Annotated in this window: 17 protein-coding genes; 7 read left to right on the top strand and 10 right to left on the bottom strand. The window is 59.5% G+C overall.

Annotated features, from left to right (window positions below):
- Nucleotides 1-205: 205 nt before the first annotated feature.
- Nucleotides 206-1,282: an S-methyl-5-thioribose-1-phosphate isomerase gene (mtnA, locus tag F8N44_RS17555; protein ID WP_150651164.1), complete on the bottom strand. Its 1,077-nt coding sequence runs from the start codon at nt 1,280-1,282 to the stop codon at nt 206-208.
- Between the two features lie 108 nt (nt 1,283-1,390).
- On the opposite strand from mtnA, the gene F8N44_RS17550 reads away from it, so the two are divergent.
- The 5 genes from F8N44_RS17550 to F8N44_RS17530 all read left to right on the top strand — a co-directional run bounded on the left by F8N44_RS17550 (nt 1,391) and on the right by F8N44_RS17530 (nt 6,308).
- The gene (locus F8N44_RS17550) at nt 1,391-2,725 is read left to right on the top strand and encodes a TRZ/ATZ family hydrolase (RefSeq protein WP_150651163.1); all 1,335 of its coding nucleotides are present in this window, start codon (nt 1,391-1,393) and stop codon (nt 2,723-2,725) included.
- A 57-nt stretch (nt 2,726-2,782) separates the two neighbouring features.
- Nucleotides 2,783-3,481, top strand: a complete 699-nt coding sequence (gene ubiG / locus F8N44_RS17545; protein ID WP_007908399.1) for a bifunctional 2-polyprenyl-6-hydroxyphenol methylase/3-demethylubiquinol 3-O-methyltransferase UbiG — start codon at nt 2,783-2,785, stop codon at nt 3,479-3,481.
- 4 nt (nt 3,482-3,485) lie between these two features.
- Nucleotides 3,486-4,157: an N-acetylmuramic acid 6-phosphate phosphatase MupP gene (gene mupP, locus F8N44_RS17540; protein WP_127929289.1), complete on the top strand. Its 672-nt coding sequence runs from the start codon at nt 3,486-3,488 to the stop codon at nt 4,155-4,157.
- Nucleotides 4,158-4,279: 122 nt separating this feature from the next.
- Complete coding sequence (locus F8N44_RS17535; protein WP_085710824.1) at nt 4,280-5,020, top strand: YciK family oxidoreductase; 741 nt, start codon at nt 4,280-4,282, stop codon at nt 5,018-5,020.
- Between the two features lie 361 nt (nt 5,021-5,381).
- Complete coding sequence (locus F8N44_RS17530; protein WP_150651162.1) at nt 5,382-6,308, top strand: GGDEF domain-containing protein; 927 nt, start codon at nt 5,382-5,384, stop codon at nt 6,306-6,308.
- 136 nt (nt 6,309-6,444) lie between these two features.
- On the opposite strand, the gene F8N44_RS17525 is transcribed toward F8N44_RS17530, so the two are convergent.
- The 7 genes from F8N44_RS17525 to F8N44_RS17495 form a co-directional block, all read right to left on the bottom strand.
- Nucleotides 6,445-7,206, bottom strand: coding sequence for a TenA family transcriptional regulator (locus F8N44_RS17525; protein WP_412071517.1), 762 nt, complete (start codon nt 7,204-7,206; stop codon nt 6,445-6,447).
- A gap of 79 nt (nt 7,207-7,285) precedes the next feature.
- Entirely contained in the window at nt 7,286-9,745 is a 2,460-nt protein-coding gene (locus F8N44_RS17520; RefSeq protein WP_150651160.1) for an EAL domain-containing protein, read from the bottom strand.
- Between the two features lie 201 nt (nt 9,746-9,946).
- Complete coding sequence (locus F8N44_RS17515; RefSeq protein ID WP_150651159.1) at nt 9,947-11,773, bottom strand: ABC transporter ATP-binding protein; 1,827 nt, start codon at nt 11,771-11,773, stop codon at nt 9,947-9,949.
- Nucleotides 11,766-12,368: a DsbA family protein gene (locus tag F8N44_RS17510; RefSeq protein ID WP_176091762.1), complete on the bottom strand. Its 603-nt coding sequence runs from the start codon at nt 12,366-12,368 to the stop codon at nt 11,766-11,768. Before F8N44_RS17510 ends, F8N44_RS17515 begins: the two co-directional genes overlap by 8 nt.
- Before the next feature lie 35 nt (nt 12,369-12,403).
- Nucleotides 12,404-13,345, bottom strand: coding sequence for a rhodanese-related sulfurtransferase (locus tag F8N44_RS17505; RefSeq protein ID WP_150651158.1), 942 nt, complete (start codon nt 13,343-13,345; stop codon nt 12,404-12,406).
- Nucleotides 13,346-13,447: 102 nt separating this feature from the next.
- Entirely contained in the window at nt 13,448-13,747 is a 300-nt protein-coding gene (locus F8N44_RS17500) for a BolA family protein (RefSeq protein WP_064120325.1), read from the bottom strand.
- Nucleotides 13,748-13,759: 12 nt separating this feature from the next.
- A complete protein-coding gene (locus F8N44_RS17495; protein ID WP_150651157.1) occupies nt 13,760-14,281 on the bottom strand; it encodes a DUF2059 domain-containing protein in 522 nt (173 codons plus the stop codon).
- A 193-nt stretch (nt 14,282-14,474) separates the two neighbouring features.
- Here F8N44_RS17495 and F8N44_RS17490 point away from each other — a divergent pair, with 193 nt between their 5' ends.
- The gene (locus tag F8N44_RS17490; protein WP_007908383.1) at nt 14,475-15,869 is read left to right on the top strand and encodes a class II fumarate hydratase; all 1,395 of its coding nucleotides are present in this window, start codon (nt 14,475-14,477) and stop codon (nt 15,867-15,869) included.
- A gap of 123 nt (nt 15,870-15,992) precedes the next feature.
- On the opposite strand, the gene F8N44_RS17485 is transcribed toward F8N44_RS17490, so the two are convergent.
- Nucleotides 15,993-16,952 carry a DMT family transporter gene (locus F8N44_RS17485; RefSeq protein WP_127929297.1) on the bottom strand — a complete coding sequence of 320 codons (960 nt, stop codon included), beginning with the start codon at nt 16,950-16,952 and terminating at the stop codon, nt 15,993-15,995.
- A 210-nt stretch (nt 16,953-17,162) separates the two neighbouring features.
- On the opposite strand from F8N44_RS17485, the gene F8N44_RS17480 reads away from it, so the two are divergent.
- On the top strand, nt 17,163-17,357 hold the full coding sequence (locus tag F8N44_RS17480; RefSeq protein WP_150651156.1) for a DUF6316 family protein: 195 nt from the start codon (nt 17,163-17,165) through the stop codon (nt 17,355-17,357).
- A 139-nt stretch (nt 17,358-17,496) separates the two neighbouring features.
- On the opposite strand, the gene F8N44_RS17475 is transcribed toward F8N44_RS17480, so the two are convergent.
- Nucleotides 17,497-18,681 carry a thiolase family protein gene (locus F8N44_RS17475; protein ID WP_150651155.1) on the bottom strand — a complete coding sequence of 395 codons (1,185 nt, stop codon included), beginning with the start codon at nt 18,679-18,681 and terminating at the stop codon, nt 17,497-17,499.
- Nucleotides 18,682-18,746: the final 65 nt, after the last annotated feature.

The raw sequence follows: 18,746 nt of genomic DNA, 5'->3' as shown, positions 1-18,746 counted from the left end.
TAGTTAGTTGACCGGTGACAGGCTTAACGGGGACGAGAGAAGCTCAGAGCTTCTTTGAATGCAGATTTTAGGCTTGGTTTGGGGATGTTTATTGACTTTTAAGGCCCCTTCGCGAGCAGGCTCGCTCCCACATTGTTCTGTGGTGATCACAAAATCTGTGGGAGCGAGCCTGCTCGCGAAGAGGACGACGCAGACATCAAGCCAATCAATGCAGGCGCTTGCGGCACATCAACTGGGCCATTTTCGCGGTGTCCGGGCGCTCGACGATGCCCTTTTCGGTGACGATCGCGTCGATCAGGTCCGCCGGGGTCACGTCAAACACCGGGTTGAACGCCTCAACATCGGCGCCGACGCGCTTGCCGCCGACTTCCAGCAACTCGGCGCCGTCACGCTCCTCGATCGGAATATCGTCACCGCTGGCCAGGTTCATATCGATGGTCGAACTTGGCGCCACCACCATGAAGCGCACGCCGTGGTGCATGGCGTTGACCGCCAGTTGATAGGTGCCGATCTTGTTCGCCACGTCACCGTTGGCGGTGATGCGGTCAGCGCCGACGATCACCCAGGTCACCCCCTTGGTTTTCATGATGTGCGCAGCGGCGGAGTCGGCATTCAGGGTCACCGGAATGCCTTCGTTGGCCAGTTCCCACGCAGTCAGACGTGAGCCCTGCAGCCACGGCCGGGTTTCATCGGCGTAAACGCGCTCGACCATGCCTTCAATAAAGGCTGCGCGAATCACCCCCAGCGCCGTGCCGAAACCACCGGTGGCCAGCGCGCCAGTATTGCAGTGGGTCAAAATCGCCTGAGCATTGCCCTGATGCTTGCGGATCAGATCAACACCAAGCTGCGCCATGGTCAGGTTGGCTTCACGGTCGCTTTCGTGGATGGCGATGGCTTCGGCCTCCAGTGCCGCCAGCGGATCGGCATTCTCTTTCAGGCGATCGAGGCGATCGTGCATGCGACCGAGCGCCCAGAACAGATTGACCGCCGTCGGACGGGAATCGGCCAGCAAGGCAAAATCCTCTTCCAGCGCCGCGTACCAGTCGCCACCTTCGGCGATCCGCGCACGGGCCGCGAGGACGACGCCATACGCCGAACTGATGCCAATGGCCGGCGCGCCACGCACCACCATCGAGCGAATCGCTTCAGCCACGCCAGCGGCGCTGGTGTAGGCGATCCAGGTTTCCTCGAACGGCAAAATACGCTGATCCAGCAGGTGCAGCGCGCCGTCACGCCAATCGATGGCCTTCACTTTTTCCGCAGCCAACAGTCGATCGCGCATCCTACACCCCGCACTCATGAACAAAAGCCGCCGATTATAGCGATCCCCCCGCGAAGACGCTCGGGTATACTTCGCCATCCTTTACAAAAGCACTGGAACCGACCCTCGATGCCGAAACCTGCCATTGCGCTCGACTTATTATTGCTGCCGACCTGGCTGGTACCCGTCGAACCTGCAGGCGTTGTGCTCAAAGAGCACGGCCTGGGCATCCGCGACGGTCGCATCGTGTTTATCGGCCCGCGCGCCGAAGCATTGAAGTGTAACGCCACTGAAGTTCGCGAACTGCCGGATGTGCTACTCGCCCCCGGCCTGATCAATGCCCACGGCCACGCGGCGATGACCCTGTTCCGTGGGCTGGCCGACGATCTGCCACTGATGACCTGGCTGGAAAACCACATCTGGCCGGCCGAAGCGAAATGGGTCAGCGAAGATTTTGTCCGTGATGGCACCGATCTGGCCATCGCCGAGCAGATCAAGGGTGGCATCACCTGTTTTTCGGACATGTATTTCTTCCCGAAAGTCGCCAGCGAGCGCGTGCACAACAGTGGCATTCGCGCGCAGATCGCGATTCCGATCCTCGACTTTCCGATTCCCGGCGCCGCGAGCGCCGATGAAGCCATTCGTCAGGGTGTCGAGCTGTTCGGCGACCTGAAGCATCACGACCGCATCAAGATCACGTTCGGCCCTCATGCACCGTACACCGTCGGCGACGAGAATCTCGAGAAAATCCGCGTGATTGCCGAGGAGCTGGACGCAGCGATCCACATGCATGTCCACGAAACGGCGTTCGAAGTCCAGCAAGCACTGGAGCAACACGGCGAACGTCCGCTCGCTCGCCTTGGTCGTCTCGGCCTGCTCGGCCCGCGCTTCCAGGCCGTGCACATGACCCAGATCAGCGATGACGACCTGGCGTTGCTGGTAGAAAGCAACACCAGCGTGATCCACTGCCCGGAATCCAACCTCAAGCTGGCCAGCGGCTTCTGCCCGGTTGAGCGTTTGTGGCAGGCTGGCGTCAACGTAGCCGTTGGCACCGATGGCGCTGCCAGCAATAACGATCTGGACCTGCTGGGCGAAACCCGCACCGCTGCCCTGCTGGCCAAAGCCGTCGCCGGCTCCGCAACCGCGCTGGACGCCCATAGGGCGCTGCGCATGGCCACATTGAATGGCGCGCGCGCACTGGGGATCGAAGCGCAGGTCGGCTCACTGGAAATCGGCAAAGCCGCCGACATCGTCGCTTTCGACCTGTCCGGCCTGGCGCAACAACCGGTGTATGACCCGGTTTCGCAGCTTATCTATGCCACTGGTCGCGACTGCGTGAAACATCTGTGGGTCGCCGGCAAGCAACTGCTCGAAGACCGCCGCCTGACGCGATTGGACGAAGAGCAACTGGGCACCACCGCCCGAGCCTGGGGCCAGCGCATCAGCGGACACACCGAATCGTAAACACCCCGGCGCAAATGCCGGGGCTACAGCCTTTTTTCAAGTTTCAGAGGATTTAACATGAGCAACGTCGATCACGCCGAAATCGCAAAATTCGAAGCCCTGGCCCATCGCTGGTGGGACCGTGAAAGCGAATTCAAACCGTTGCACGACATCAACCCGCTGCGGGTCAACTGGATCGACGAACGTGTCAATCTGGCCGGCAAGAAAGTCCTCGACGTCGGTTGCGGCGGCGGCATTCTCAGCGAAGCCATGGCCCAGCGTGGCGCCACCGTGATGGGCATCGACATGGGCGAAGCGCCGCTGGCGGTCGCGCAACTGCATCAGCTGGAATCCGGCGTCAGCGTCGAATACCGCCAGATCACCGCCGAAGCCCTGGCCGAAGAAATGCCCGAGCAGTTCGACGTGGTGACTTGCCTGGAAATGCTCGAGCACGTTCCGGATCCATCCTCGGTCATCCGCGCCTGCTTCCGCATGGTCAAGCCCGGCGGCCAGGTGTTCTTCTCGACCATCAACCGCAACCCGAAGGCGTACCTGTTCGCCATCATCGGCGCTGAATACATCATGAAGCTGCTGCCGCGCGGCACCCATGACTTCAAGAAATTCATCCGCCCGTCCGAGCTCGGCGCCTGGAGCCGCATGGCCGGCCTGACCGTCAAGGATATCATCGGCCTGACCTACAACCCGCTGACCAAGCACTACAAGCTGGCCAACGACGTTGACGTCAACTACATGATCCAGACCCTGCGCGAGGAATAAGCCGATGGCCATCAGAGCAGTTCTCTTCGACATGGACGGCACCCTGCTCGACACGGCGCCGGACTTCATCGCCATCTGCCAGGCAATGCGCGCTGACCGTGGTTTGCCGCCAATGAACGACAAGCACATCCGCGACGAGATCTCCGGTGGCGCCAAGGCCATGGTCGCAGTGACGTTCTCGATGGACCCGGAGTCGCCAGGCTTCGAGGAGCTGCGCCTGGAATTCCTCGAGCGCTATCTGGTCGGCTGCGCGGTACACAGCAAGCTGTTCGACGGCATGGGCGAACTGCTCGCCGACATCGAGAAGGCCAACCTGATCTGGGGCGTGGTGACCAACAAGCCGCTGCGCTTTGCCGAGCCGATCATGCAGCAATTGGGGCTGGCCGAGCGCTCGGCACTGCTGATCTGCCCGGATCATGTGAAGAACAGCAAACCGGATCCGGAGCCGTTGATCCTTGCGTGCAAGATGCTTGATCTGGATCCGGCGACGGTGCTGTTTGTGGGCGATGATCTGCGCGATATCGAATCCGGCCGCGATGCCGGTACGAAAACCGCGGCGGTGACGTTCGGCTACATCCACCCGGACGACAACCCGCGGCACTGGGGTGCGGATGTGGTGGTGGATCATCCGTCGGAGTTGCGCAAGGTGCTCGATAGCGCGCTTTGCAGTTGCTGATCAAAGTCAAAAGATCGCAGCCTGCGGCGGCTCCTACAGGACAGTGATTATCTGTAGGAGCTGCCGCAGGTTCGGGCCGCGTTCGGACGATCTTTTAGCTACTAATGGATTGTGAGGTTTTTATGTTTGATTACTCCGCTCGTCCCGAATTGCTCAAGGATCGGGTCATTCTGGTCACCGGTGCCGGTCGTGGCATCGGCGCGGCCGCCGCGAAAACCTACGCCGCTCATGGCGCTACGGTATTGCTGCTGGGCAAGACTGAAGCCAATCTGACGCAGGTCTATGACGAAATCGAAGCGGCAGGCCACCCTCAGCCGGCGGTGATTCCGTTCAACCTCGAAACCGCCCTGCCCCATCAGTACGATGAGCTGGCCGCAATGATCGAGAGCGAATTCGGCCACCTCGACGGTTTGCTGCACAACGCTTCGATCATCGGTCCTCGCACACCGATCGAGCAGTTGTCCGGCGAAAACTTCATGCGCGTCATGCAGGTCAACGTCAACGCTATGTTCATGCTGACCAGCACTCTGCTGCCGCTGCTCAAGCTGTCCCAAGATGCCTCGGTGGTGTTCACGTCCAGCAGCGTCGGGCGCAAAGGTCGAGCTTATTGGGGTGCATACGGCGTATCGAAGTTCGCCACTGAAGGTTTGATGCAAACCCTGGCCGATGAAGTCGACGGTGTGGCGCCAGTACGCTCGAACAGCATCAACCCCGGCGGTACGCGCACCAGCATGCGTGCTCAGGCCTACCCGGGGGAAAACCCGCTGAACAATCCGACACCGGAGGAGATCATGCCGGTCTACCTGTACCTGATGGGTCCGGACAGCACTGGCATCAATGGTCAGGCGTTCAACGCGCAATAACTGCCATACGTCGCAATTGTTGCCGCGGCAGATTCCTGTCGCGGCATGCATTTGCCGCCCGAGAGCGTCACAATCCAGTCAAATTTCCAGCACCCACCTCCCACCTTAAAAGCCAAGCCATTGATTACAAACGGTTTAAATAAAACCGAACCGAATGGCACGACTTTCGCTCTAACTTTTCTCAAAACAAGCCGCGTGAAGGCAATGGGGCGAAGCCGATTTCGATAGCTTACTAATCGTCATCCGGCAGACTAAACTTACGCCAAACGTCCTACGGGACTGATGGATCAGTATGACGCGCAGCCCATAGCCGCTCTCACCCAGCCTGTAAGACGGACTTACCGCTAAGGGTTCACGCCATATGAAATCACCCTCCCAGACCAATGCAATTGACTTTGACAGTGCCAAATTGCAACGCCTGGGCTTTGGTCAGCTGCCTCCCCTTCTGGAGCGACCGGCCAGCCTGGCGCAACTGCGCCAGCAAATGAGCCTGCAACTGCAAACCAGCCTTGAACCGCAACGCATCCTCGGTCTGTTTTTCCGCGAAGTTCAGCGCCTCGTGCCGCTGGACGCGCTCAGTTATGTGCACCAGGGCAGTGATTTGCGCCTGGAATTCGGTACCCGCGGTCACCATTCGATCAGCTATAGCCTGAGCCACGAAGGCGAGCACATGGGCGAACTGATATTCCGCCGTAACCAGCGCTTCAACGAACAGGATCAGGGCAACCTTGAATCGCTGTTGTCGTCGCTGCTGTACCCGATGCGCAATGCCCTGCTCTACCGCGCCGCCACGCAGAGCGCCCTGCGTGATCCGTTGACCGGCGCCGGTAACCGCATCGCCATGGAGCAGACCTTGCAGCGCGAGATCGACATGTCGCGTCGGCATGTGCAGCCGCTCTCGGTGCTGATGCTCGACATCGATCACTTCAAACGGGTCAACGACAGCCACGGCCACAGCGCCGGCGATGACGTACTTAAAGCCATCGCCGCGACAATCAAGGCGCAGTTGCGCAACGTCGACATGGTATTTCGTTACGGTGGCGAAGAGTTTCTGGTGCTGCTGTCCAATACCGGCCGGGATGCGGCCGCAATGGTCGGTGAACGGCTGCGGTATGCGACGCAGGCAGCTGAATACTATGCGGATGGGCAGTTGATCGAACTGACTGTGAGCCTGGGCTGCTCGACCTTGTTGCCGGGCGAATCAGCCGATAGTTTGCTGCGCCGCGCTGACAGTGCGTTGTATGTGGCCAAGCGCGAGGGTCGTAACCGCCTGGCGATGGCGGGCTAAGGCCTTTCAGGCGACACAAGACAGTGTGGGAGCGAGCTTGCTCGCGAAAGCGTCGAATCAGTCAAAGCAATGCTGACTGACATGACCCCTTCGCGAGCAGGCTCGCTCCCACATTGGTTTTGCGTGAAGCCGAATATCAGCTCTCGACTACCGCCCTGCGCTCTCGGTTGACCAACAAGCGTTCCGAGGTCTCCAGTTGCATGCAGCGCTCCAGAAACAGGTACATGTAGTCGTAGCTCTTGCAGATTGCTTGTCGCAACTCAGCCTGCAAGGCCTTGCTCGGGTTCATCCCGGCCAGGGTGCAGATGATTTCCAGCGCCTCCCACGGATGGGCATCGTCGTACTGGGCATGCATCTTCAGCCACTTCATCGCCCGCTTGCGATCCTCTTCGGGAAACGCTGCGGCATACACGCCGGTGGAGCAGACCAGCGCCGACCACTCCCCGGTCGCGCCTTCGATGGCGTAGTTGGTGGCCGCGATGGCCACAATCAGTGAATCGGCTGAACTGGTGTGCCAGCACCAATGACTCAAGGCATGCAATTCGGGCGGCACGTGCTGGGCTTGCAGGTCTTCCAGACTGACGCCATGGGCACGACTCCAATGCACCCAATAATCGGCGTGATTGAGTTCAACGCGGATATTGCGCATCAGCCAGCGCCGCGCCATGTCTTCGCCCGGGTGACGGGCAAACCTGGTTTTGGTGAGATTCTGCGCCATGTACAACGCGAATTGCTCAACCACCGGCCAGCCCCCGATCAGGTACTGACGCATGGTTCTGGCGCTGAGCTTGTTATCACGCATGCGCAGATAAAGTTCATGTTCGACAACCCGGCGCTTGCTCTCGCTGCAGTCCTGAATGAGCTGTTGAGCCCAGCCTGGATAACTTGCAGCTTCCATGAGTGGTCCGGTTCGGTTGAATGTGTCGATCACTGTTCGGCTCCTTTTGATTTGTGATTGTAAGGATCGGCAAGAGACTTCAACGGAACGTGCCAGGCGCTTTGAATAACAGCGGTTGCGGTCTGGCGGGCCGACTTTGCAAACTGTCACAGGTAAACAACTGTGGGCGTTCTATAACATACCCTTGAGCGTAATCCACACCAATTTCAAGCAATGCCTGCTCGATCTGGGTTGTTTCAACAAACTCGGCAATTGTCTGCTTACCCATGACATGCCCGATGTGATTGATCACTTCGACCATTGCGCGGTTAATCGGGTCGTCCAGCATATCCTTTACGAAACTCCCGTCGATCTTCAGGAAGTCTACAGGCAAATGTTTCAGATAAGCGAATGAAGACATTCCGGCGCAAAAATCATCTAACGAAAAATAGCAACCTAAGCCTTTGAGTTCATTAATAAATCTTATTGCACTGCCGAGATTTGCAATTGCACTGGTTTCTGTAATTTCAAAACAAATCATTTCAGGCGGTATTGCGTAGTTAACAAACTGCTCACGCAGAAAGTGCAAAAACGCGTCATCTCCTATAGTAATGCCTGACAGATTAATCGCACACATTGCTAAAGGACCTTCATGTTCTTGCGCAATACATTGAGCAATAACCTTGAATACGTTCTGAACTACCCAACGATCCAACTGACTCATCAGCCCATAACGTTCAGCCGCGGGAATGAAACTGTCAGGCAGAATCATTCGCCCCGCTTCGTCGTGCAGACGCAACAGAATTTCGATGTGCCCGCCCTTGGTGTCACTTGGCTTGAGTGGTGCTATTTCCTGGGCGTACAGACAAAAGCGGTCTTCTTCCAGCGCCATGTGCAGACGTTGTACCCAGGCCATTTCACCAAAGCGCAGCGACAGCTCGGAATCGTCGGCGTGGTAGACCTGGACGCGGTTGCGGCCCTTTTCCTTGGCCATGTAGCAGGCCATGTCGGCAGCGCGCAGTGAGGCCTCGAGCGTGGTCGGCGTCTGCGCAACATGCACAAGGCCGATGCTTACCGTGGTCAGGAAGGGCCGCCCTTTCCAGACAAAATGCAGATTCTGCACGGTCTGGCGCAGTGCGTCGGCAATTTTCTCCGCTGCCTCCGGTGCGCAGTTCTCCAGCAGAATGCCGAACTCATCACCGCCGAGCCGCGCCAGCGTATCGCCCTCACGCAGTCCCGATTGCAGCAGCGTGCAAATATGCCGCAACAACTCATCGCCCGCAGCGTGACCACAGGTGTCATTGACCAGTTTGAATTGATCGAGGTCGAGGAACATCAAGGCATGTCGCCCGGAATGGCGCGTGAGGTTGTGCAACGCCTGCTCCAGGCGATATTCGAACTCGCGACGATTGGCCAGCCCGGTCAGCGCGTCATGGGTTGCCTGCCACGACAGGTTGGCGATGTATTGCCGCTCCTGCGTCATGTCGTGCAGCACCAGCACCGTACCGCTGACCTTGCCGGCATTGCGGATCGGCGCACCCACCAGCGTCACCGACAATGTCGTGCCATCGAGGCGCTGGATCAGTTTCGAATGCTCGCTGCCGCCACTGAGTTTGCCGCTGAGAATGTGCTCGATCAGCGTCAGGCCTTCGGCCTGAGCGTTGTCGTCGAGCAAATTGAACAGTGCGGCCAGCGGCAGGCCGGCGGCTTGTTCAGCCTTCCAGTGGGTCATGGCTTCAGCGGCAGGGTTCATGTAATCGATGGCGCCGCTGACATCAGTGGTGATGACGCCATCACCGATTGAATGCAACGTGACGTGCGCCCGATCCTTCTCCAGTTGCAGCGCCTCGGCAAAAGCGTGGCGCTGCTTGAGCAGTTTGTATGTACGCCACAAGGCCAGCACGATCAGCCCCAGCGCCGTGGCCAGGTTGGTCAACAGCAGCAGACGCATGATCATCCGCGAGCCTTCGCCCAAGGCATCGCTGAAAGCCTTCGCTGCCGGGGTGACGCCATCGTTGATGGCAAAAATCCGTGCCTTCCAGCGCTGAATATCGGCGCTGCCGGCAATGTTCTGCGAAATACTGCGGTGCATTTCCCGCGCCACGTCATCCAGCTCGACCAGATACGCATCCCCGACCGTCCAGCGCTCGATGGCGGTTTCCAGGTAACTGAAATGACGAAAGTTGAGATACAGCCAGATCAGGCTGGAGACGTCATCCGGATGGTTGCCGCCCTTGAGAATACCTTCACGCGCCGCCGTCAGATCCGGCGGCTGATGATCCAGCGCCAGGCGCAACTGGTGCCCGCCTTGCGGCACGGCAATCGCCTCCTGATATTTATGGAAGATCGCCTCGTCACGGCTGTCGGCGTACAGGTTGAGGTAGTAGATCGCGTCTTTCTGGCCTTTGGACCAAAGGCTTTCGCCGGCGACGTAACCGCGAACGGCTGACAGCACGTAGAGACTCACGCCCCCCAATAACGCTTGAAACAACACGACGGCAATAAATGGCCAGACGATGCCCAACAACCGTGGCGTTCCGAGAGTCCGCTTTTGCTTCATGAGATCCCTTGCGCAAGCACTGCCAGATGAACACCGGAAAATCCCGCTCCTGACAGCTCAGACTAGGCTAATTTTCGACATATCAAAGGGACAGCTCTGCCGTCCTCTAGGTCGATTGCGCAAATGGCTGGCCTGTTGAAGCGCTTCAGGTGATTTTACTCAATGCAATTCAAGCACTAAGCACAGAAACCCGCACGAAACTCAAGGGCGCTGGATCTGCTGCAGGTGACCATAGAGCTTGGCGTACAGGCCGCCATCGGCAATCAACTGCTGATGATCGCCGTCTTCGGCGACCTGGCCACCGTCGAACACCAGCACACGATCAGCCTGCTTCACCGCTGACAGTCGGTGAGCGATGATCAGCGTGGTGCGGCCATTGAGGAAACGCGCCATGGCCTGATGCAGGTTGTATTCGGTGGCGGCGTCGAGGGCCGAGGTAGCTTCGTCGAGGATGACGACTTTCGGCTCGGCGAGGATCATCCGCGCGATGGCCAGACGCTGGCGCTGACCGCCGGAAAGGCGTACGCCGGAGCGGCCGACGATACTGTCCAGCCCCTTGGGCAAGGCGCGGATGGTCGTTTCGAGCTGAGCAATTTCCAGCGCCTGCCAGCAGGCTTCGTCACTGCGGGTGCGGCCCATGGTCAGGTTGGCGCGCACGGTATCGTTGAACAACGCCGGGTGTTGCAGCACCACGGCGACGTTTTCCCGCACCGTATCCAGACCGATCTCCTGCTGGCTCGAGCCGCCGAAACGGATGGTCCCGGACAGTGGTGTATATAGCCCGAGCAGCAACTGTACGAGGGTGCTTTTACCGCCGCCGCTGGCGCCGACAATCGCGACTTTCTCACCGGGAGCGATCGACAGATTCAATTGATCCAGGACCAGTTCATCGCCGTAGCCGAAGCTCAGGCCTTGCACCTGAATGCCGACGGTCTCACGGCCCTTGAACGGGTCGACACCCCCCGGATACTGCGGCTCGTCGGCGCGCGCCAACAGTTCGTTGATCCGCGCCAGCGCTCCGCCCGCCGCGTAGTAGGCGTATTGCAGGTTCAGCAGCTGTTCGACCGGGCCGATCATGAACCACAGATAACTGAACACCGCGAGCATCTGGCCGATCGACAAGTCGGAGAACAACACCGTGAGCATCGCTGCCGCGCGGAAAATGTCGATGCCGAACTGAAACAACAAGCCGCTGGCGCGGTTGGAAGCGTCGGTTTTCCACTGCGAGTTGACCGCGTAGTTACGCACTTCCTGCGCGCGCAGCCCGAGTCGCCCGAGGAAAAAGCCCTGACGGTTGCCGGCGCGGATTTCCTGAATCGCATCAAGGGTTTCGCTCAACGCCTGGGTGAAACGCGAGGTGCTGTCGTTCTCGAGTTTCTTCAGATGCTTGACCCGCTTGCCCAACTGCACCGTGGCGTAGATCACCAACGGGTTGAATAGCAGAATCAGCAGCGCCAGTTTCCAGTGCATCCACATCAGGATGCTCGCCGTGCCGACCAGTGTCAGCATCGCCACCAGAAATCGGCTGAGGGTTTCGCCGACGAATTTGTCGAGGGTATCCAGATCGGTGACCAGGTGCGTGGTCACTGTGCCGCTGCCCAGGCTTTCGTATTCGCCGAGGGAAATCCGCTTGAGCCGCTCAATCAGACGCACACGGATGCGGTAAACGATGTCCTTGGCCAGCCGCGCAAACAGCCGCGCCTGCAACACGCCAAAACACAAGGCGCTGCAACGCAACGTCAGGGTGACCACCAGCATCAGGCCGATGTAACCCGCCGCTTGTTGCCACATGCCCGGCAGCATGTGGTTCATGACCTTCAGTGCGGAATCACCGTGGCCGAGCAGAACTTCGTCCACCAGTAACGGCAGCAGCAACGGAATCGGCACGCTGCACAGCGTCGCCAGAACGGCCACGCCATTAGCGATCCACAGGGATTTTTTGTGTGTAAGTGCCAGTCGCCGGACTTCTGCCCAGCTCAGCCGGTCGACACGCTTTACGGCTGGCGTGTCATCGGCCAGATCAGACACAGGCCGCGCGTTCCAGCCAGCGGCCGAGCAATGGCGACAGCTCGCTGAGCGGTTGATAGCCGTTGGTCAGCAGCGCCAGTTGGCCGTTGCGCTCGGCCAGCAGGGTCGGGAAACCGGCGATGCCCAGATCCTGCACCCAACTGAAATCGGCCTGAGTCGCTTTGTGTTGATCGGCATGATCGAACAACGCCGCGAATTCGATGCGCGGCACGCCGGCCTTTTCTGCCAACTCGACCAGCACGCTGGCCTGGGTGACATCGCGACCTTCAGCGTAAAACGCCTGCTGGATCAGCCCGACCAGTGTCCACGCACAATCCGGCGCCAGACTGCGCGCCGTGACGATTGCGCGGCAGGCAGGCTCAGTGTCATAGACAAAACCGTCGGGCAACGCACCGTCGAACTTGAACGCCTGGCCGGTGGCCTCGGTGACCGCTTGCCAGTGTTCAAGAATGTAGCGACGCGTGGTCGGCTCCAGCGCCGAGCCACTGCCAGTGCGCAAACCACCGACCACCAGATGCAGCTCGACCCCGGCTGCTTGCGCCTGCTCGACCAATGCCTTGGCCACCGGAGCGAAACCCCAGCACCACGAACACATCGGATCCATCACATAGAGCAGGCGTGCAGACATGGTTAAGCCTCGGTGGATGCTTGCTTGTAGTTGTAGCCGATCGGGTGCGGCATGTTGCGCGCCTTGGCCAGCTCGATCTGCTTCTGCCGATCGATGGCGCTGCGCCGGGTCTTCTCGCTCAGCTTGTCCCAGCAATGCGGGCAACTGATGCCGGCGACGTAATGTTCGGAGGCGCGATCTTCAACACTGACCGGTGTGCGGCAGGCATGACATTGATCGTAGTCGCCTTCGCTGAGGTCGTGACGCACGGTCACGCGGTTGTCGAACACGAAGCAGTCGCCCTGCCACTTGGTTTCTTCCTGCGGCACTTCTTCAAGGTACTTCAGGATGCCACCCTTGAGGTGGTAAACCTCTTCGAAGCCCTCACCGAGCATGTAGCTCGAGGCTTTTTCGCAGCGAATGCCACCAGTGCAGAACATCGCGACTTTCTTGTGCACGGCCGGATCGAAGTGTTCTTTGATGTAGTCGGGGAATTCGCGAAAACTGGTGGTTTTCGGATCGATGGCGCCTTCGAAGGTGCCAATCGACACTTCGTAATCGTTGCGCGTATCGATCAACAGCACTTCGGGGTCGCTGATCAACGCGTTCCAGTCTTGCGGATCAACGTAGGTGCCGACCTTTTTGTTCGGGTCGACGCCTTCGACACCGAGGGTGACGATCTCTTTCTTCAGTTTGACTTTGGTGCGGTAGAACGGCTGCTCGTCGCAGTACGACTCTTTGTGATCAATGTCGATCATGCGTGGGTCGTTCTTCAGCCAGGCGAGCAGGCCGTCGATGCCTTCGCGGCTGCCGGAGACCGTGCCGTTGATGCCTTCTTCGGCGATCAGCAGGGTGCCTTTGATCTGGTTGTCGACCATCGCTTGCAGCAGGGGCTCGCGCAGGTTGACGTAATCTTCGAGGGTGACGAACTTATACAGTGCCGCCACGACAATCGGTTGTGTCATGGGTATTTCTCCAGGTGGCTACCCTCGCAAAGGGTGAACCGGATTCAAAAAAAAACGCGCCGGGTGAGCGGCGCGTTGCGGATTCTAGCAAAAAACCGAAGCTTAATGCTTGCTGCCGCCGGCACAGGTCGGCGACGCCGGGGCGGCGTCGATCTCTGCCCATTCCTGCGGGGTGTAGGTGTGCAGCGCCAACGCATGGAACTCGCCCATCAGCTCGCCGAGCGTGCCGTAGACTTTCTGGTGGCGCTTGACCCGGTTCAGGCCGTCGAACTGCGCGCTGACCACCACGGCCTTGAAGTGCGTCTGCAACCCGCGACTGTGCATGTGGCTTTCATCCAGCACTTGCAGATGTTCGGGCTGAAGCAGCGCCAGCGTCGATTCGATGCGTTGTTGCATGGTCATCACGAACTCCGCTTACTTCTTCTTGGCCGGCGCAGCTGCGCCTTTCGGGTCCAGCTCTTTGGTCATGTCGTCGAGCAGCTTGTTGACGACAGGTACGGCGCTTTCCAGTTTGGCCTGGGTCATCTGGGCCGATTGCTGGGTCAGCTGCGGCATTTTTTCGAGGACTTTCTTGCCCAGTGGCGACTGGTAGAACGCGACCAGGTCTTTCAGCTCGGATTCGCTGAAGTTGGTGGTGTAGAGCTTGACCATGTCCGGCTTCAGCTTGTTCCAGCCAATGGCCTGGTCCAGCGCGGCGTTAGCCTTGGCCTGGTAGGTTTCCAGGACGGCTTTCTTGGTTTGCGGGGCTTTGGTCTGTTCGAAACGCTGAGCGAACATTTGCTGCACTTGCATGTACACCGGAGTGCCCAGCTTGTCAGCGTGCGCCAGGGTCAGGAAAGCTTCAGCACTGGCGTTGTGGCTGGCGGTATCGGCAAGCACCTGGCCGCTGGCGCAAACCAGTGCAACCGCGGTGCAGATGGCACGAAGACGAGTCATCGAGTTTCCTTTTCAGCTAGGCGAGGTAAAACCCCAAGGGCGACCATTCTGCGCCTAAAAAACCTCGTCGCTCAACCCCCGAGCCTTGCCGCGCTTGATTGGCCGGGTTTTACCGGTCAACAATCGGCTCGATGGAACCACCACGGCCGAAGCCGGCCTAAACTGCGCAAACAGACCAACAGGAGTGTGCACGATGAGCCGTATCGAAACCGACAGCCTGGGCCAGATCGAGGTCCCGGACGACGCTTACTGGGGTGCTCAGACGCAACGCTCGCTGATCAACTTCGCCATTGGTCAGGAACGCATGCCGCTGCCGGTACTGCATGCCTTGGCCCTGATCAAGAAAGCCGCCGCCCGCGTCAACGATCGCAACGGTGATCTGCCTGCCGACATCGCCCGCCTGATCGAACAGGCCGCCGATGAAGTGCTCGACGGCCAGCACGACGACCAGTTTCCGCTGGTGGTCTGGCAGACCGGCAGCGGTACCCAGAGCAATATGAACGTCAACGAAGTCATCGCTGGTCGCGCCAACGAACTGGCCGGCAATCCACGCGGCGGCAAGACGCCGGTGCACCCCAACGATCATGTCAACCGCTCGCAAAGCTCCAACGACTGCTTCCCCACTGCGATGAGCATCGCCACCGCGCAAGCCGTGCAGGAACAACTGCTGCCGGCGATTGCCGAGCTGTCCGGCGGCTTGGCCGAACTGGCGGCGCGGCACATGAAACTGGTGAAAACCGGGCGCACGCACATGATGGACGCAACGCCGATCACCTTCGGTCAGGAGTTGTCCGGGTTCATCGCGCAGCTGGATTACGCCGAGCGCGCAATCCGCGCCGCGCTGCCGGCGGTGTGTGAACTGGCCCAGGGCGGCACCGCGGTCGGTACCGGGCTGAATTCGCCGCACGGTTTCGGTGAGGCGATTGCCGCAGAACTGGCAGCACTGTCCGGTCTGCCCTTCGTCACCGCGCCGAACAAGTTCGCCGCCCTCGCCGGCCACGAACCGCTGACCAGCCTGTCCGGTGCGCTGAAAACCCTCGCCGTGGCACTGATGAAAATCGCCAATGACCTGCGTCTGCTTGGCTCAGGTCCCCGCGCGGGGTTTGCCGAAGTGCGGCTGCCGGCGAATGAGCCGGGCAGTTCGATCATGCCGGGCAAGGTCAACCCGACCCAGTGCGAAGCGCTGTCGATGCTCGCCTGTCAGGTACTGGGCAACGACGTGACCATCGGCATTGCCGCCAGCCAGGGTCACTTGCAGTTGAACGTGTTCAAACCGGTGATCATCCACAACCTGCTGCAATCGATTCGCTTGCTTGCCGACGGTTGCAGCAACTTCCAGCAACACTGCATCGCAGGGCTTGAGCCGGATGCCGAAGTCATGGCCCGACACCTGGAACGGGGGCTGATGCTGGTGACAGCGTTGAACCCGCATATCGGCTATGACAAGTCGGCGGAGATTGCCAAGAAGGCCTACAGCGAAGGGCTGACTTTGCGCGAGGCGGCGTTGGCGCTGGGGTACCTGACCGATGAAGAGTTTGATGCGTGGGTGCGGCCGGAGAATATGATCGAGGCTGGCGCCAAGGGCTGAGTTTTGTAGCGTCTGAAAGCCAGTCTTCGCGAGCAAGCTCGCTCCCACATTCGATCGCATTCCTGACATGGGATCGCGGTCAATTGTGGGAGCGAGCCTGCTCGCGAATGGGAGCGACGCGGTTTAACTGGCCGCCACCTTCATCCGCCGCGCCTTCAACCCGGCAATCAACGATGGCCCCAACGCCACCAGCGCCGACCCCAGCACCACCAGCACCGCGCCGCCATAACCCAACCCATTGATCTGCTCGGCATGCACGTATTCCGGCCAGATCCCCGCCGCAATCGCCACCGCGCCAAACGTCACCAACGGCGTAATCGCTAATGTCGCGCTGACCCGCGATGCCTCCCAATGCGCCAGCGCTTCAGCGAACGCGCCATAGGCAATCAAGGTGTTCATGCAGCACGCCAGTAGCAGCCAGCCCTGCAACGGACTCAGATTCAGCGCTTCAAGCGGATGCACCCACGGCGTCAGCAACAGTGCGCAGAACAGATAGATCACCATCATCACCTGCAACGAATTCCACACCGTCAGCAATTGCTTCTGGCCCAGCGCATAAAAGGTCCACACCGTCGACGCCAAAAGCACCAGCAAAACCCCTGCGGTGTAGTCCGACAATGACGTCAGCAGCTCGGCCAGGCGTTGATTGAAAAACAGTACAAAACCGATCAACAGCACCGCCAGCCCGATCCCCTGGCCAATGCTGAAACGCTCCTTGAATACGAACAGACTGGCGATCAGCAACATGATCGGGCCCATTTGCACCACCAGTTGTGCGGTGCCGGGGCTGAGCAGATTGAGGCCCATCAAATACAACACATAGTTGCCGACCAACCCGAGCACCGCCATCAACACCAGCCAGCCGCCCTTGGGCCCGAGCACTTTGCGGCTGGGCAGGCGTTTTACCGCCGCCAGATAGATGAACAGACAGCCGCCGGACACCAGCAGACGAAACCAGGTCACCGTCACCGGGTCCATCACCAGCAATACCTGTTTGAGTTTGATCGGCAGGATGCCCCACAGAAACGCGGTCAGCAGCGCCAGGAACAGACCGTAGACCCAGCGACCGGATGAAATGTGCATGCGAACCCCAAAGCCTGCTGACAAGTGCGCCCATTCTAGGCCTGCCACTGGTCGCGACACAGGGACAGTTGCGGTCAGGACGCGAATGAAACTGTGCAGGTCGCAGCATTAAATTGACGCGGTGCCGTTGATCGGCTGGGCGGGCGCGCCAAGTGCTTCAGGCATAAGCTCATTGGATCCCTTTCAGCGCATCAGCCAAGGAGACCGATCATGTTAGCAATGCGCGCGCAGGACAGCGCCCCCGCCACGCGCTTTCGCAGCGACCGGGTGTGCCGGGTCAATGGCGAACTGTATTTCAGCACTCGGGAAAATACCCTTGAGGGGCCGTTCGACAGTGCCGAAAAGGCTGAGCTGGAGATAAAAGCTTATATCGCGCGGATGCAGCTACAAGATTCGAACCGGTAAATCCGGTCGATGCCTTCGCGAGCAGGCTCGCTCCCACACTGGATCTCTGGTCTACCCAAAATAGGTGTTCACTGAAGATCCACTGTGGGAGCGAGCCTGCTCGCGAAGAGGCCAGAACAGACAACTAATAACTTGAGGATCAACGCACCGCTTCAAACAGCCCCGTCGCACCCATCCCGCCGCCCACACACATGGTCACGATGCCGTAACGCAAATTACGCCGCTGCAACTCCCGCACCAGATGCCCGACCTGCCGCGACCCGGTCATGCCAAACGGGTGCCCAATGGAAATCGAGCCGCCGTTGACGTTGTACTTGTCGTTGTCGATTTCCAGCCGATCACGGCTGTACAGGCACTGCGAAGCAAATGCCTCGTTCAACTCCCACAAGTCGATATCCGCCACTTGCAAGCCCTTGGCCTTGAGCAATTTCGGCACCGAGAACACCGGGCCGATGCCCATCTCGTCCGGCTCGCATCCGGCCACGGTAAAACCACGGAAAAACGCTTTCGGCTTGAGGCCCAATTGCAGGGCTTTTTCCAGGCTCATCACCAAGGTCATCGACGCACCGTCGGACAGTTGCGACGAGTTGCCCGCTGTCACCGAACCGTCTTCAGCAAACACCGGTTTCAATCCAGCAAGGCTTTCATAAGTGGTGTCCGGACGATTGCAATCATCGCGATCGACCAAGCCGTCGAGAATCTGCACCTCGCCAGTGTTTTTGTCCTCGACGCGATACTTCACTGCCATCGGCACGATTTCATCGTTGAACAAGCCGGCCGCCTGCGCCTGCGCCGTGCGAGTCTGACTTTGCAGCGAGTAGCGGTCCTGCGCTTCTCGGCTGACGCCATAACGCCGCGCCACTACTTCGGCAGTCTGGCCCATCGTGTAATAGATGCCCGGCGACTGTTGCTTGAGCAGAGGGTTGATCAGGTGATCGGTGTTGACGCTTTTCATCGTCAGGCTGATCGACTCGACACCGCCAGCGACGATGATGTCGCTGCAACCCGAGGCAATCTGGTTGGCGGCAATCGCAATCGCCTGCAAGCCCGACGAGCAGAAACGGTTGAGGGTCATGCCGGCGGTGCCAGTGCCCAAACGCGAGAGCACCGCGACATTGCGGCCGATGTTGTAGCCCTGCGCACCTTCGTTGGAGCCGGCGCCGACGATGCAATCCTCGACGGTGGCCGGGTCGATGTCGTTGCGCTCAAGCAGGGCGTTGACACAATGAGCCGCCATGTCATCGGGACGGGTCTGGTTGAACTTGCCGCGAAAGGATTTGGCCAGGCCAGTCCGCACGCTGTCGACGATCACCACTTCACGCATGGCATACCTCATTGTTGTTGTCAGTTGAGAGTGGACTTGAGCATAAGTCCACCGCATCAACGACC

This window comes from Pseudomonas fluorescens, assembly GCF_902497745.1.
Classification (GTDB): Bacteria; Pseudomonadota; Gammaproteobacteria; order Pseudomonadales; family Pseudomonadaceae; genus Aquipseudomonas; species Aquipseudomonas fluorescens_BM.
The sequence above is the reverse complement of the archived record's forward strand: the minus strand, read 5'-3'. Positions and strand labels throughout refer to the sequence as shown.